This window comes from Microbacterium sp. 22303, from assembly GCF_052045265.1.
In the GTDB taxonomy this organism is placed as follows: Bacteria; Actinomycetota; Actinomycetes; order Actinomycetales; family Microbacteriaceae; genus Microbacterium.
The window spans coordinates 303,534-317,831 of record NZ_JBQEOQ010000003.1; the positions used below are offsets into that span (position 1 = coordinate 303,534).

Annotated in this window: 11 protein-coding genes; 8 read left to right on the forward strand and 3 right to left on the reverse strand. The window is 70.8% G+C overall.

Annotated elements, in window-relative coordinates:
• The first annotated feature begins 19 nt into the window (after nucleotides 1-19).
• From ACTJI8_RS10920 to ACTJI8_RS10940, 5 genes are all read left to right on the forward strand, one after another.
• Nucleotides 20-874, forward strand: a complete 855-nt coding sequence (locus ACTJI8_RS10920; protein WP_440733465.1) for an alpha/beta hydrolase — start codon at nucleotides 20-22, stop codon at nucleotides 872-874.
• On the forward strand, nucleotides 867-2,375 hold the full coding sequence (locus tag ACTJI8_RS10925) for an FAD-dependent oxidoreductase (protein WP_440733466.1): 1,509 nt from the start codon (nucleotides 867-869) through the stop codon (nucleotides 2,373-2,375). The genes ACTJI8_RS10920 and ACTJI8_RS10925 overlap by 8 nt, the downstream gene beginning before the upstream one ends.
• The gene (locus ACTJI8_RS10930; protein WP_440733467.1) at nucleotides 2,372-3,718 is read left to right on the forward strand and encodes an amidohydrolase family protein; all 1,347 of its coding nucleotides are present in this window, start codon (nucleotides 2,372-2,374) and stop codon (nucleotides 3,716-3,718) included. Before ACTJI8_RS10925 ends, ACTJI8_RS10930 begins: the two co-directional genes overlap by 4 nt.
• Nucleotides 3,719-3,794: 76 nt before the next feature.
• A complete protein-coding gene (locus ACTJI8_RS10935; RefSeq protein WP_440733468.1) occupies nucleotides 3,795-5,318 on the forward strand; it encodes an ATP-dependent DNA ligase in 1,524 nt (507 codons plus the stop codon).
• Between the two features lie 170 nt (nucleotides 5,319-5,488).
• Nucleotides 5,489-7,135 carry a thiamine pyrophosphate-binding protein gene (locus ACTJI8_RS10940; protein WP_440733469.1) on the forward strand — a complete coding sequence of 549 codons (1,647 nt, stop codon included), beginning with the start codon at nucleotides 5,489-5,491 and terminating at the stop codon, nucleotides 7,133-7,135.
• Nucleotides 7,136-7,156: 21 nt separating this feature from the next.
• Here ACTJI8_RS10940 and ACTJI8_RS10945 read toward each other — a convergent pair whose 3' ends face one another.
• Nucleotides 7,157-7,567 (reverse strand): VOC family protein, encoded by a 411-nt coding sequence (locus ACTJI8_RS10945; protein ID WP_440733470.1) that lies wholly within the window; start codon nucleotides 7,565-7,567, stop codon nucleotides 7,157-7,159.
• 125 nt (nucleotides 7,568-7,692) lie between these two features.
• Nucleotides 7,693-9,561: an FAD-dependent monooxygenase gene (locus ACTJI8_RS10950; RefSeq protein ID WP_440733471.1), complete on the reverse strand. Its 1,869-nt coding sequence runs from the start codon at nucleotides 9,559-9,561 to the stop codon at nucleotides 7,693-7,695.
• A 161-nt stretch (nucleotides 9,562-9,722) separates the two neighbouring features.
• On the opposite strand from ACTJI8_RS10950, the gene ACTJI8_RS10955 reads away from it, so the two are divergent.
• Entirely contained in the window at nucleotides 9,723-10,421 is a 699-nt protein-coding gene (locus tag ACTJI8_RS10955) for an IclR family transcriptional regulator (protein WP_440733472.1), read from the forward strand.
• 122 nt (nucleotides 10,422-10,543) lie between these two features.
• Here ACTJI8_RS10955 and ACTJI8_RS10960 read toward each other — a convergent pair whose 3' ends face one another.
• Nucleotides 10,544-11,923, reverse strand: coding sequence for an MFS transporter (locus ACTJI8_RS10960; protein WP_440733473.1), 1,380 nt, complete (start codon nucleotides 11,921-11,923; stop codon nucleotides 10,544-10,546).
• Between the two features lie 183 nt (nucleotides 11,924-12,106).
• Between ACTJI8_RS10960 and ACTJI8_RS10965 the strand changes: the two genes are divergently transcribed.
• Nucleotides 12,107-13,621, forward strand: a complete 1,515-nt coding sequence (locus ACTJI8_RS10965; RefSeq protein WP_440733474.1) for a fumarylacetoacetate hydrolase family protein — start codon at nucleotides 12,107-12,109, stop codon at nucleotides 13,619-13,621.
• Nucleotides 13,621-14,286 (forward strand): GntR family transcriptional regulator, encoded by a 666-nt coding sequence (locus ACTJI8_RS10970; protein ID WP_440733475.1) that lies wholly within the window; start codon nucleotides 13,621-13,623, stop codon nucleotides 14,284-14,286. The genes ACTJI8_RS10965 and ACTJI8_RS10970 overlap by 1 nt, the downstream gene beginning before the upstream one ends.
• Nucleotides 14,287-14,298 lie beyond the last annotated feature (12 nt).

Consider the following 14,298-nt stretch of genomic DNA (forward strand, 5'->3'; position numbering starts at 1 on the left):
TTCAAAGATTGGTGAAGTTTTGGAATCTTCTCCCCCGTCCTCCGTGTCGGCGGCGGCCGACCCGCTCCCGGCCGAGTCCCTCCTGCTGCGACGACCCGATGGATCGACGCTGCCCGTCGAGCGCTATCCGAGCCCGAGGCCCGATTCCCCCACTGTGATCTACCTGCATGGCGGCGGCTGGGTGACCGGCAGCTGTCAGGACCACCCGGAACGTCTCGCCGCACTGGCCGCCCGCGGCGTCTCGGTCCTCTCCGTCGGATACCGCACCGTGGACCGCGCGCCGTTCCCCTCCCAGCGCGACGATGTGGAAGCCGTGATCGACGCCCTCGCCCCCACGGGCACCGGGGTGTTCCTCATGGGGGCCTCCGCCGGCGCGCACCTGGCGGCGCTCATCGGCTACACTCGCCCGCACGCCGTCGACGGCGTCATCGGGCTCTTCGGCCGGTACGACCTCACCGCCGCCGGCGACGAACTGCGTCCCGCACCCGGCCTCACCGTCCCCGCCGAGATCCTCCGCACGGAGGCGGGCCCCGACTTCACCGGTCTGGACCCGCGTTCCCGCCTGGCTCTCCTGGCCGGAGCACCGCTCGCCGCACTCGATGACGAGATGCTCGCCGCACTCAGCCCCACCTCGATGATCATGCCTGCCGCACCGCCCACGCTGCTGCTGCACGGCACTCGGGACGCGGTCGTTGATCACCGCCATTCCGAACGGCTCGCGGCACGGGCGGCCGAGGTCGACGTCCCCTGCCGTCTCGTGCTCGTCGCAGGGGCGAACCATGAGGATCCTGCCTTCGCCGAGCCGCCCGCGATCGAGGAGATCGCCCGATTCGTGACAACGTTCACACCCGCAGTCGAGGAGAATCATGAGTGAGATGGATGCTGATGTCATCGTGGTCGGAGCAGGGCCCTCCGGCCTGACAACCGCCGCCGAGCTCGCGCTGCAGGGGGCGCGCGTCCTCGTGTTCGAGCGACGAACCACCCCGGTGCAGTCCCGCGCCGGCACCGTGCTCCCCCGCGTGCTCGAGCTGCTGGACTACCGTGGCCACGCCGATCGCTTCATCGCGCGCGCCGCCGCCATCCGGAAGAACCCGTTCCTGCTCTTCCACATCTGGGCGGGGATGCAGCCCGTGCACTGGCGGCTTCTGCGCACCGAGTTCCCCTATCGCCTGATCCTGCCGCAGAGCGTCACGGAGGAGGTCCTCGACGAGATCGTGGCCGAGGCCGCTGTGCCGGTGCATCGCGGGCACACCGTCGTCGGGCTGAGTCAGGACTCCGACCGCGCATCGGCCGTCACCGAGGACGAAAACGGCACACGGCGCACCTGGACGGCGGGGTACATCGTCGGCGCGGACGGCGGGCGCAGCGCCGTGCGCACGCTCGCGGGCATCCCGTTCGAGGGACACGACGGCACCTTCACGGGAATCATCGTCGATCTGCCACTCGACATGAAGTGGCCCGCCGGTCGCGGCATGGCCGACAACGAGCATGGCTGGGGCGCGTCCTTCCCCTTCGGCGCAGACGGAGCGACCACCCGCTTCAACCTCGTGCACGCGGAGCGCCGGCACGCCGACAAGTCCGAACCGGTCACGGTCGAGGAGGTGCGCTCCTGCATCCGCGACATCTTCGGGCTGGAGCTCGAGTTCGACCACCTGCTCTGGGCGTCCCGCTTCACCGACGCGATGCGGGTCGCAGGGAGCCTGCGCTCCGGCCGGGTGTTCCTGGTCGGCGAAAGCGCGCGCATCCACTATCCCGCCAGCGGCGTCGGGATGAACTTCTGCATCCAAGATGCATTCGACCTCGGCTGGAAGCTCGGCCGCGTCGCGACCGGAGCGTCGCCCGCGTCGATCCTGGACACCTACGAGGCCGACCGCCGCCCCGTCATCGACGGCCTCCTGGAGAGCGTGCAGGCCCAATGCTCGATCCAGTTCGACTTCACGCCGGAAGGGATCGCCTTCCGGCGGATGTTCGCGCGGGACATCCTGCCGCAGGAGAGTGCCAACCGCGAGATCGGACTGCAGCTGAACGGCCTGAGCGCCGCCTATCCGACGGCCCGCTCCGGCGCCGACGTGGCGGGCCGCCCCATCCCGCCCCTGACGATCCGCACCGCCGAGGGGCAGCACACCAGCGCAGAGCTCCTGCGCGAAGGCAGACTGCTGACCCTGGATCTCGTCGGCGACGGCGCTTTCGCCGACCTCGAGGCTCCGGGGGTGACGGTGATCAGCGGAGTCATCCCGAACCCGCCGGAGCACTGGGGCACGATCACCGCTGCCATCGTGCGTCCGGACGGATTCGTGCACTGGGCGACGAGCGAACGCCCCGCCGACCTCACGACCGTGCGTGACGCGCTGGCGGACTGGGTGACGATCCCGTGAGCGGTGCGGCTTCCGCGGTCACGGTCCTCCGTGGCGCGACCGTGGTGACCATGGACCAGCAGCGTCGTGTGCTGCGCGACGCGGACGTCGTCATCCGGGAGGGCCTCATCGCCGAAGTCGCGGAGGGCAGGTCCACGATCCTGGGCGAGGTCGTCGACGCCACGGAGTGGATCGTGATCCCGGGGTTCGTCGACACGCATCGTCACACCTGGCAGAGTGCGATCAGGCACACCTACGGCGACGCGGATCCGCTGTCGTACTTCCGCGAAGTGCTCGCCGGCGCGGGCACGCACTACCTCCCGGAGGACGTGTACGCCGGAACCCTGCTCGGGGCGGTGTCGGCGTTGAGCGCCGGCACGACGACGCTGTTCGACTGGGCGCACATCCAGAACTCCCCCGCGCACGCCGATGCCGGCATCGCGGCGCTGACCGAGGCGGGCATCCGCGGGATCCTCGGCCACGGCTGGCCGCTGACGGCGACCGGCGAGTGGACCGACGACAGCGTGCTGAAGCATCCGCGCGACGTCGAGCGACTGGCCGCGACCACGGCGGGATCTCCTCTCCTTCAGCTGGCTCTCGCGGCGCGCGGACCCGAGATGGCCTCGGCCGAGGTGTGGCACGACGAGATCGCCCGCGCGCGGGACCTGGGCATCCGGGTCAGCGTGCACGTGGGCGCCTACCGCCACAACGCCGCCGCGCGCGCCGTCGCCCAGTATCACCGCGCGGGGCTGCTCGGACAGGACATGACCTTCGTGCACTGCTCGAACACCTCGACCGAGGAGCTGTCGATGATCGCCGATGCGGGCGCCACGGTGTCGCTGGGTGTGCACTGCGAGCTGAACGCGAGGGGTATCGGAGACATCCCGCTGGACCGGCTGCTGTCAGTGGGGATCCGGCCCAGCCTCAGCGGAGATACCGAGACCAAATGCTCTGGCGACATGTTCACGCAGATGCGTTCGCTGTTCGGCTACTACCGCTCGTGGGTCGGGGGCGGCCACAGCAGCGTGGCGGAGCCGCACCAACTGACCCTGCACGACGTGCTGGAGTTCGCGACGCTTCAGGGGGCGCGCGCCGTCGGCCTCGATGACGTGATCGGATCGATCACTCCGGGCAAGTCCGCTGACATGGTCTGCATCCGAGCCACGGACCTCAACCTCGCGCCGGTATCGGACCCCGTCGCAGCCGTCGTTCTCGGCGCGCACGAAGGCAACGTCGACACCGTCTTCGTTGCGGGCCGACGGGTGAAGAGCGGCGGTCGGATGGTGCACGCGGACACCGGACGCGTCGTCGCGGACGCCCGGGCCTCGCAGAGCAGGCTCGCGGCGCTCGGCGTCGGGCGCTGAGCCGAAGCATCCGTTCGGGCGTTCCTCCCTCGGGCACACCCAGCGCGATGTCCGACCCCAGTGTGACAATGCCGTCATGAAGCTCAGCGAGCTCGTCGCCGCGGCTGGCCAGACCGCTGCCACCTCATCGCGCCTGGCCAAGATCGACGTGCTGGCGCGGCTGCTGCAGAGTGCCGAGCCCGGGGAGTTCGCACCCGTCGTCGGCCTGCTGCTGGCCTCACCCAGACAGGGCCGGCTCGGCGTCGGCTGGCGCGGTATCACCGCTATCGACGTGCCGCACGCCGCCGAATCGGCGCTCACGATCGACGACGTCGACCGCGCGCTCGACGAACTCGCCGCCGTCACGGGATCGGGATCCGCCGCTGTTCGCTCCGCCGCGCTCGAGGGGCTCGCGGGACGCGCCACGGCCGCGGAATGGGACTTCCTCGCCCGGGCGATGCTCGGCGAGCTGCGCACCGGCGCGCTCGCGGGCGTGGTGCTCGACGCGATCGCCCGCGCCTCCGACCGCCCTGCCGCAGCGGTGCGACGAGCCGCGATGCTCTCCGGCGACCTCGGCGCGACCGCGCTCATCGCCCTGACCGGCTCCGCGGAGGATCTGGATGCGGTGGGTCTGGCCGTGGGCCGCCCCGTGCTACCGATGCTTGCAGCGAGCGCTGCGACGCCGAGCGCGGCGCTCGAGATCACCGGCGAAGCATCCGTCGAGTACAAGCTCGACGGCGCGCGGATCCAGGTGCACCGCCACGGTGACGACGTCCGCATCTTCACGCGCAGCCTCGCCGACGTGACGCACCGCCTCCCCGAGATCGTCGAGATCGTGCGCGCGCTACCCGCCCACGACGTCATCCTCGACGGCGAGACCCTGTCGCTCGACGAGGACGGCGGGCCGCGCCCGTTCCAGCAGACCATGTCCCGCTTCGGCGCCGACGTCGCACGCGAGCTCGTGCTGCGGCCGTGGTTCTTCGACGTGCTGCACGTCGACGGCCGCGACCTCCTCGACGAGCCGCTCACCGTGCGCCTCGAAGAGCTCGAGCGCGTCGCCGGCGCCTGGCGCATGCCGGGCATCGTCACCGCCGACCCCGAGGAGGCCGAGCGCCTGTCCCGGGAGGCGCTGACAGCCGGGCACGAGGGCGTGGTCGTCAAGGCCATCGGATCCGCCTACGCGGCAGGGCGCCGCGGCAAGTCCTGGGTGAAGGTCAAACCCGTGCTCACCTACGACCTCGTCGTGCTCGGTGCGGAATGGGGATCCGGCCGCCGCCGCGGCTGGCTCTCGAACCTGCACCTCGGGGCCAGGGATCCGGACGGCGATTTCGGCGAGCCCGGCGGCTTCGTCATGGTCGGCAAGACGTTCAAGGGCCTCACCGACGAGTTGCTGCGCTGGCAGACGGAGACGTTCCCCGGCTACGAGACGCGACGCACGGGTGCCGCCGTGCTCCTCCGCCCCGAGATCGTCGTCGAGATCGCGATCGACGGCGTGCAGCAGTCGCCACGCTATCCCGGCGGGATCGCGCTGCGCTTCGCCCGGGTCAAGCATTACCGTCCCGACAAGACCGCGGCCGACGCGGACACGATCCAGACCCTCCGCGCGCTGCTTCGGGAATAGGCGCTCCGCGGCAGCCGCCGCCGATCGCTACACTGGGAGCGTCCGGCGCATGCGCGAACCGCTGCCGCGCCGGTGCTCGAAAAAGGGGCACGAAGCCCGCAGTGCGACGACGCGCTCCGGCGAGACACATACGGATCCTCGTTCCGTTGTCGTCTCGAAAGGCCTTCAGCATGCCCACCGTCTCCGCGCACGTCGCGCTCACCCTCGCCCAGCACATCGATGCCGTCTTCGGCGTGATGGGCAACGGCAACGCCTACTTCCTCGACGCGATCGAGAAGCAGACCGACGCCTCGTTCACGGCCGTCCGTCATGAGCAGGGCGCCGTGGTCGCCGCCGACGCGCACTTCCGCGCCTCCGGCCGCATCGCCGCCGCCACCAGCACCTACGGGGCCGGCTTCACGAACACGCTCACGGCTCTCGCCGAATCGGTGCAGGCGCACATCCCCCTGGTCCTGGTCGTCGGCGACGAGCCCACGAGCGGGCCGCGCCCCTGGGACGTCGACCAGATCGCCCTCGCGTCGGGCGTCGGCGCCCGCACCTACACCGTGGGCCGGGCCGACGCCGCCGCCACCACGGTCATCGCCATCGAGCACGCCCTCACCTACCGGGTGCCCGTCGTGCTGGCCATCCCCTACGACGTCGCCGCGCTCGAGGCGGGCGAGGTGCCCGCCGCTCCGGCTCCGCGTGTGCCCGCGCCGCTCGCTCCCAAGGGGGAGTTCGCCGAGGGCATGCTCGACCGGATCGCCGAGGCGTTGCGCTCCGCGAAGCGTCCGTTCCTGCTCGCCGGGCGCGGTGCCTGGCTGGCCGGCGCCGGCGAGGCCCTGACCGCGCTCGCCGACGCGACGGGCGCGCTGACCGCCTCGTCCGCGCTCGGCCGCGGAGTCTTCGGCGACCAGCGCTACGACCTGGGCGTGACCGGCGGATTCGGCGCCGAGGGCGCGATGGAGCTCGTCCGCACCGCCGACGTCGCCGTGGTGTTCGGGGCGTCGCTGAATCAGTTTACGATGCGGTTCGGCGCGCTGTTCGCACCCGGCACGCAGGTGTTCCAGATCGACGTGGCCCCGGCCGCGACCCACGCGCACGTGGGCGGCTTCGTCCGCGCGGACGCGCGGCTCGCCGCCGAGGCGCTCGTCGCCCGGCTGCAGGGCGCGACGGGCTCAGACTGGCGCGAGAGCGTCGACGTGGCCACCGCCCGCGCGTACGCGCCCGGCGACGAGGCCGCGCCCGACGGCCGGCTCGACCCACGCTCCGCCGCCCGCCGCATCGCCGAGCTGCTGCCCGAGGATCGCGTGGTCGTCTCGGACGGCGGGCACTTCATCGGATGGGCCAACATGTACTGGCCGGTGGCATCACCCGACCGGATGATGATGATCGGCACCGCGTTCCAGGCGATCGGACAGGGCTGGCCCAGCGTCGTCGGCGCGACCCGGGCGCGCCCCGAGTCGACCGTGGTGCTCACCTCGGGTGACGGCGGCGGGCTCATGGCGATCGCCGATCTGGAGTCGGCCGTGCGCTCGGCCGGCGGCCGCGGTGTGGCCGTGATCTGGAACGACGCGGCCTACGGCGCCGAGGTCAACCTGTACGGGCTCAAGGGTCTGGCGCGCGAGCCCATGCTCATCCCCCAGGTCGACTTCGCCGCGTTCGCCGCGGCCGTGGGCGCGGAGGGCGTCGCCGTGCACACTCTCGCCGACCTCGACCGGCTCGCCACCTGGGGCGCCGAGGATCCGGCCACGCGCCCGTTCCTCGTGCTCGACCTGCGCATCTCGGGCGACGTGATCGCGCCGTACCAGGAGGAGATCATCCGCGTGAACTCCTGAGCGGAGGGCGCCCGGCCCTGCTCAGCGACGCCAGGGCATGTGCTGCAGCGTCCAGGTGTTGCCGTCGGGATCCTCGAATCCCGCATACAGCACGCCGCCCAGGTCCACGACCGGAGCGACATCGACGCCGCGGCCGATCAGCTCGGCACGCGCAGCCTCGATGTCCGCCACCACGAGGTGCAGACCACGCAGCGAGCCCGGGTCCATCCGCTGATCCGGCAGGCCTTCGGTCAGCGTGATCGAGCAGTAGGAACCGGGCGGCGTCAGCTGCACGATGCGGACGCCCTCCTGCGGGCGGACGTCCACGTCCGCGGTGAAGCCGAGCTGCTCGGCGTAGAAGGCCTTGGCCCGGTCGATGTCCGTCACCGGCACGAGGACCAGCTCCAGCATCATCGAACCCGGCAGCACCTCGGGCACAGGGTTGTCCGTCATCGTCACGACCTCTCCACAGCGCTGCGGCGCGCGCAGAGCCGACGTTACCGGCGGGTGCCGGGCGACGCCAGAGGCGACAGGGATCCGTATCTTCTCGGGATCCGGATCCCTGCCGCTGGTGATCATCACGCCTCCAGGAAGGCGCCCTCCAGGAACGACGCGAGTTCGTCCACGCCGCCGAGCGGCAGGATCGCGGCGACGTACTGGTCGGGCCGCACCACGATCACGACGCCGTCGCGTGACAGCTCCCGCTCGACGAAGATGTCGCCCTTCGACCAGTGCGAGGGCGCAGCGGCGTAGAGCTTCTCCCAGTCGGTGAGGCCGAGCGGGCCGGTCTTCGGCTGGAAGAGCGCGGGCGCGGTCGTGACGTCGAGGTCCTCGTACGACTGCTGGTAGATCGCCTTCACGTCGAAGACCGCGTCCACATCTCCCGCGGCCGGCGTGAACCGCGCCAGCACCGGTGCCACCGCCTCGGCCCAGGCATCGAGCCCGGACCCGGTCGCATCGCCGAACGCGTACACGCGCCAGCGGCCGTCCGCCTTGGCGTGGTGGCCGAGGTGCACGACGTTGCCGTCGGAGACCCGTACGACCTCCGCGCTCTTGAACCGCTTTCCGAGCGGGAACCCGGCCGCGAGAGCCTGGTGCGCGTCGGATCCGATGATCATCGACGAGCCGTACTGCGTCATGAAGCCGGACGGGAACTCGGCCGTTCCCAGGTAGAACGTCGCCAGCTCCTGCGGATCCGAGATCTCCTCGGGCTTGCGCGCCATGAGCGAGGACCACTCGCGGTCGAAGTCGATGAGCTGCTGCGCCACCGGCTTGCGCTCGGCGCCGTAGGTCGACAGCAGCGCCGCCGGCGCGCGGCCGGTGAGCACCGAGCCGAGCTTCCAGCCGAGGTTGAAGCCGTCCTGCATCGACACGTTCATCCCCTGCCCGGCCTTGGCGCTGTGGGTGTGGCACGCGTCGCCGGTGAGGAAGACGCGCGGCGTGGCGGCGGAGCCCGGATCCACGTCGTCGAAGCCGTCGGTGATGCGATGGCCGACCTCGTAGACGCTGTGCCAGGCGACCTGCTTCACGTCGATCGAGTAGGGGTGCAGGATCTCGTTCGCCTTGCCGATGATCGCCTCGATGGGGGTCGCGCGCACGGCGTGATTGTCATCGGCCGCGACCTCGCCGAGGTCGATGTACATCCGGCTCAGGTAGCCGCCCTCGCGCGGGATGTGCAGGATGTTGCCGGCCTCGGCGTTGATCGCGCACTTGGTGCGCCAGTCCGGGAAATCGGTGTTCACGAGCACGTCCATGACGCCCCAGGCATGCGCGGCCATCGCCCCCACGTGCGTGCGTCCGATGGCCTCGCGCACTCCGCTGCGCGCGCCGTCGCAGCCTGCCACGTACTTCGCCCGGATCGTGCGCTCTTCGCCCTCGCGCGCCCCGGCGACGTATCGCACCTGCACCTCGACCGGGTACTCGCCCTCCTCTTGGACGGTGAGGCCGAGGAACTGCACGCCGTAGTCCGGCATGATCCGGCCGGGGCCGTCGGCGGCGGCCTCGGCGAAGTAGTCCAGCACACGGGCCTGGTTGACGATGAGGTGCGGGAACTCGCAGATGTCCAACCCGTAGTCGGCGGTGCGCGCGGTGCGGACGATGTTCTGCCGGTTCTCCGGGTCAGGGCCCCAGAAGTTCATCCAGCCGATGTTGTAGGCCTCGGCGATGATGCGCTCGGCGAATCCGAACGCCTGGAAGGTCTCGACGCTGCGCGGCTGGATCCCGTCCGCCTGGCCCAGCACGAGCCGTCCGTCGCGGCGCTCGATGATGCGCGTCGTGACGTCCGGATACTGCGACATCTGCGCTGCGAGGAGCATGCCCGCAGGGCCGGATCCGACGATGAGCACGTCGATCTCGTCGGGGAGATCCTCGGGGCGGTCGATGCCCGTGCCGGCGGCGGGGAGCACCCGCGGGTCGTGGGACACATATCCGTGGTGGTGGAACTGCATCGTCGTCGATTCCTTCCTGACGGCGCCGTCGGGCTCGGTACTGCGTGACTGCGAGGCTCTTGCGCTTCGCGACGCCATGTTCTATATTCGAACACGAAGTTCTACTATTGAACACAGGCTATCCGAGGTCGCGTCAGCGATCAAGACGGCGAGGAGTATTCGTGGCCGACGCACCCGCTTCGCAGACCCTCAGCCGCGGCATCCGGATCCTGGAGGTCCTCGCCGATGCGCGCGGAGGGCTCTCGATCGACGAGATCGCCGGCGCACTCGGCGTGCACCGCTCGATCGCCTATCGGCTGCTGCGCACGCTCGAGGATCACGGGCTCGTCTCCCGAGACGCCTCGGGGCTCGTGTCCCTCGGCGCGCGCATGGCCGCTCTCGCTGCCGGCGTCGCGAACGACCTGCAGGCGGAGGCCCTCCCCGAGCTCACCGCCGTGGCCAACGAACTCGGCATGACCTGCTTCCTCGCAGTGCTCGACGGCGAGGAGTGCATCACGCTGGTGAGCGTCGAACCGCGGCATGCCGTGGCCAGTGTCGCCCAGCGTCCCGGGGCGCGGCACTCGGTGAAGGTCGGCGCTCCGGGCAAGGCGATCCTCGCGCAGCTGGCGGAGGCGGAATGGCCCTCGGAAGCTTCTTCGGCGCTGCGCTCGGAGGCTGCGGGCGTGCGCACCGCGGGCTTCGCGACGAGCCACGACGAGGTGATCCCGACCGTGCAGTCCGTGGCCGTGCCGCTGGCCCTGCGCGGGCAGCGCCCGGCGGCGATCGCCGTGGTGCACGTCGCCACGGACCGCACCGACGCAGAGATCGCCGCCCGTCTGCAGCGCTCGGCGACGACGATCCGCGAGGCCCTCGGGGCCTGACCGCGACGCGGCGCCTGAACTCCCCTGCACCGCATCACCTCAGGACGGATGCACTTCTGGAGGACGTTCCCGACGGAATCGTCCTCCAGAGCTGCAATCATCCTGTGGAGTCGCGGCCGGCCTCAGGCCTTGGACAGCCCGTAGATCGGGCTCACCGACTGCTCGGCCTCGTGATCGGGCCCGAGCGGGATGCCGCTGCGGTCGCGCAGCAGCAGCGTCGCGATGAGGCCGATCACGGTCATCCCGGCGAGGTACCAGGTGACCGCCTGCGTCGAGCCGGTCGCCTGCACGATCGCGGTCGCGATGGTCGGCGCGAAGGCGCCCCCGGCGATGGCCCCGATCGCGTACGAGATGGAGACGCCCGAGAACCGGATCGACGCCGGGAACAGCTCGGTGTACAGCGCCGCCTGCGGGCCGTAGGTGAAGCCGAGACCGATCGTGAGGAAGGCGAGCGCAGCGAACAGCGGCCCGATCTGACCCGTGTTCACCAGCGGGAACAGCGTGAACACACCGATGAGCTGCAGGATCCATCCGACGATGTAGGTGGTCCGGCGACCGATCCGATCCGAGATCCATCCGGCGACCAGGGTCGACAGCAGCCAGGTGACGGCGGATCCGGCCACCGCCCAGAGCACGGGCCCGCGATCGAGCTTGAGCGCGCCCTCCGGGTTGGTCGCATACCCCTGGATGTATCCGCCGGTGGTCATGTAGCCGACCGCGTTGTTGCCGGCGAAGACGAGCGCGGCGATGATCACGAGCAGCAGATGCTTGCGGAACAGCTGCACGATCGGCATGCTCGCGGCCTCCTTGCGCTCGGCGAGCTCGGTGAACACGGGGCTCTCCTCGACCCGGCGGCGCACGTAGTAGCCGACCACGATCAGTACGACGCTGAGCAGGAACGGGATCCGCCAGCCCCAGGACAGGAACTGGTCGCCCGGCGCGACCAGCGCCATGATCACCATCACACCGGAGGCGATCAGCAGCCCCAGCGGCACGCCGATCTGCGGCGCGGCGCCGAAGATGCCGCGCTTGGCCTTGGGCGCGTGCTCGACGGCCATCAGCACCGCACCGCCCCATTCACCACCGGCCGAGATCCCCTGCAGGATGCGCAGCAGCACCAGCAGGATCGGAGCCGCGACGCCGATCGCGTTCGCATCGGGCAGCACGCCGATCAGCGCTGTCGCCGCACCCATCAGGATCAGCGTCCACATCAGCACCGCTTTGCGGCCGAACTTGTCGCCGAAGTGGCCAGCCAGGAAGGCGCCGAGGGGTCGGAACAGGAAGCTCACGCCGACCGTCGCGAACCCGATCAGGGCGCTGTTGGCGCCGAGGTCCTTGAAGAAGAGCTGGCCGAACACGAGCCCCACCGCGGTGGCGTAGATGAAGAAGTCGTACCACTCGACCGTGGTGCCGATGACGGTGGCGAAGACCACCCTGCGCCGGTCTGCGGATGAGGCGATCGTGCCGGTGGGCGTGAAACCCGGGGAGGATTCTGCGGACATGCTGTCTCCTTTGCGTGGGACGTCGTCGTCTTGGCCGACATCGTCGTCGTGCCCGACGCGGGATCCAGGATCCTGCGGACGGATCCGGATCCCATGCTTGCCGGGCTCGGCACGATGATATACGATTTCGGATACGACGCCAAGGGAGTCCCCTTCGGCACACATCCGCGCGAGGAGGCGCCCATGCCCGCAGCGATCGACCGGCCCGGCAAGATCATCGCGATCCACCTCAACTACCGCTCCCGTGCGGAGCAGCGCGGCCGCATCCCCGCTGCACCCTCCTACTTCTTCAAGCCGGCCTCCTCGGTGGCCGGCACGGACGGCGTCGTCGAGCGCCCGGCGGGCACCGAGCTGCTCGCATTCGAGGGCGAGATCGCCCTGATCATCGGCACCGCCGCGCACCGGGTGCGTGCGGAGGACGCGTGGTCGCACGTCGCCTGGGTGACCGCGTCGAACGACCTCGGGCTCTACGACCTGCGCGCGAACGACAAGGGCTCCAACGTCCGCTCCAAGGGCGGCGACGGCTACACGCCGCTCGGCCCCGACCTCATCCCCGCCGCGGAGGTCGACCCCGCCCAGCTGCGCGTGCGCGCCTGGGTGAACGGCGATCTGCGCCAGGACGACGAGACCAGCGACCTGCTCTTCCCGCTCCCGCAGCTCGTCGCCGACCTCTCCCAGCACTTCACGCTCGAGCCCGGCGACGTGATCCTGACGGGCACGCCGGCCGGATCCAGCGTGATCGTCCCCGGCGACGTGGTCGTCGTCGAGGTCGACGCTCCGCACTCCTCCAAGACGCTCACCTCCGGTGGACTGCGCACCACGGTCACCCAGGGCACCGTCGCCTTCGACGGCGCGCTCGGATCCCTCCCCGCCGTGGACGACCTGCAGCGCGCCGAGGCCTGGGGGTCGCGCGAGGCTGCAGGGCTGCCGGCAGAGGAGGCGCCCGCGGCACCGGCGCCCGCGAAGCCCGCGCTCGATCCCGCGCTGCGCGAGAAGCTCCTCGCCGCCCCGACCGCAGGGCTCAGCGCCCAGCTGCGCAAGCGCGGCCTGCACGCCTGCTTCATCGACGGCGTCTCAGCCAACCTGCCCGGCGCCAAGATCGTGGGCACCGCGAAGACGCTGCGCTTCGTCCCCGCCCGTGAGGACCTCTTCACCAGTCACGGCGGGGGCTACAACGCGCAGAAGCGCTGCTTCGACGCCGTGGAGGAGGGCGAGATCATCGTCATCGAGGCCCGCGGCGACGCCACCACGGGCACGCTCGGCGACATCCTCGCCCTGCGCGCCAGGGCCCGCCGCGCCGCCGGTGTGGTCACCGACGGCGGCGTGCGCGACTTCGCGGCGGTCGCAGAGATCGGCCTGCCCGTGTTCTCGCAAGGCGCGCACCCCTCCGTGCTCGGCCGCAAGCACGTGCCGTGGGACGTCGACGTGACGATCGCCTGCGGCGGTGCCACGGTGCAGCCGGGTGACATCATCGTCGGCGACAGCGACGGCGTGATCGTGATCCCGCCCTCCCTCGTCGAGGAGGTCGTGGATGCGACCCTCGCCCAGGAGGACGAGGACGCCTGGATCGCCGAGCAGGTCGAGGCCGGGCATCCGGTCGACGGGCTCTTCCCGATGAACGCCGCCTGGCGCGCGAAGTACGATGCCGCCCACCGGGCCGACCCTTCGACGGGCTCAGGGACCGGGACCGGCGTCTGATGGCCGACGTCCTCGCCGGCAGCAAGTCGGAGCAGGCCTACGCCTGGATCCGTGCGCGCATCGCCTCCCACGCGTACGGTCCCGGCTTCCGGCTCGTGCTCGGCACGATTGCGGACGAGCTCGGTATGAGCGTGGTCCCGGTGCGCGAGGCGATCCGCCGGCTCGAGGCCGAAGGTCTCGTCACGTTCGAGCGCAACGTCGGCGCCAGGGTCACCCTCGTCGACGAGAGCGAGTACGCGCACACCATGCAGACCCTGGGGCTGGTGGAGGGCGCGGCGACGTCGCTGTCCGCCCCGCTCCTGGACGCGACGGCGCTGGACCGGGCGCTCGAGGTCAACGACCGCATGACGCGCCTGCTCGACAACTTCGACGCGCACCGGTTCACCGAGCTGAACCGCCAGTTCCACTCGGTGCTCTACGAGCCGTGCCCGAACCCGCACATCCTCGACCTCGTGCAGCGCGGCTGGGCCCGCCTGAGCGGCATCCGCGAATCGACGTTCGCCTTCGTGCCAGGACGCGCCGAGCACTCCGTCGAGGAGCACACCCAGATCGTGGAGCTGATCCGCACCGGAGCGGATCCGCTCGAGATCGAGCTCGCCGCCCGCAACCACCGCTGGCGCACGCGCGACGCGTTCCTCGCGGCGCTGCACCCCGAGATCCTCTGACCGCACCACCGA

Coding starts and splice junctions, on each gene's coding strand:
- ACTJI8_RS10940 (WP_440733469.1), top strand. CDS start 5,489: ATGCCCACCGTCTCCGCGCACGTCGCGCTCACCCTCGCCCAGCACATC.
- ACTJI8_RS10935 (WP_440733468.1), top strand. CDS start 3,795: ATGAAGCTCAGCGAGCTCGTCGCCGCGGCTGGCCAGACCGCTGCCACC.
- ACTJI8_RS10945 (WP_440733470.1), bottom strand. CDS start 7,567: ATGACGGACAACCCTGTGCCCGAGGTGCTGCCGGGTTCGATGATGCTG.
- ACTJI8_RS10970 (WP_440733475.1), top strand. CDS start 13,621: ATGGCCGACGTCCTCGCCGGCAGCAAGTCGGAGCAGGCCTACGCCTGG.
- ACTJI8_RS10950 (WP_440733471.1), bottom strand. CDS start 9,561: ATGCAGTTCCACCACCACGGATATGTGTCCCACGACCCGCGGGTGCTC.
- ACTJI8_RS10965 (WP_440733474.1), top strand. CDS start 12,107: ATGCCCGCAGCGATCGACCGGCCCGGCAAGATCATCGCGATCCACCTC.
- ACTJI8_RS10960 (WP_440733473.1), bottom strand. CDS start 11,923: ATGTCCGCAGAATCCTCCCCGGGTTTCACGCCCACCGGCACGATCGCC.
- ACTJI8_RS10925 (WP_440733466.1), top strand. CDS start 867: ATGAGTGAGATGGATGCTGATGTCATCGTGGTCGGAGCAGGGCCCTCC.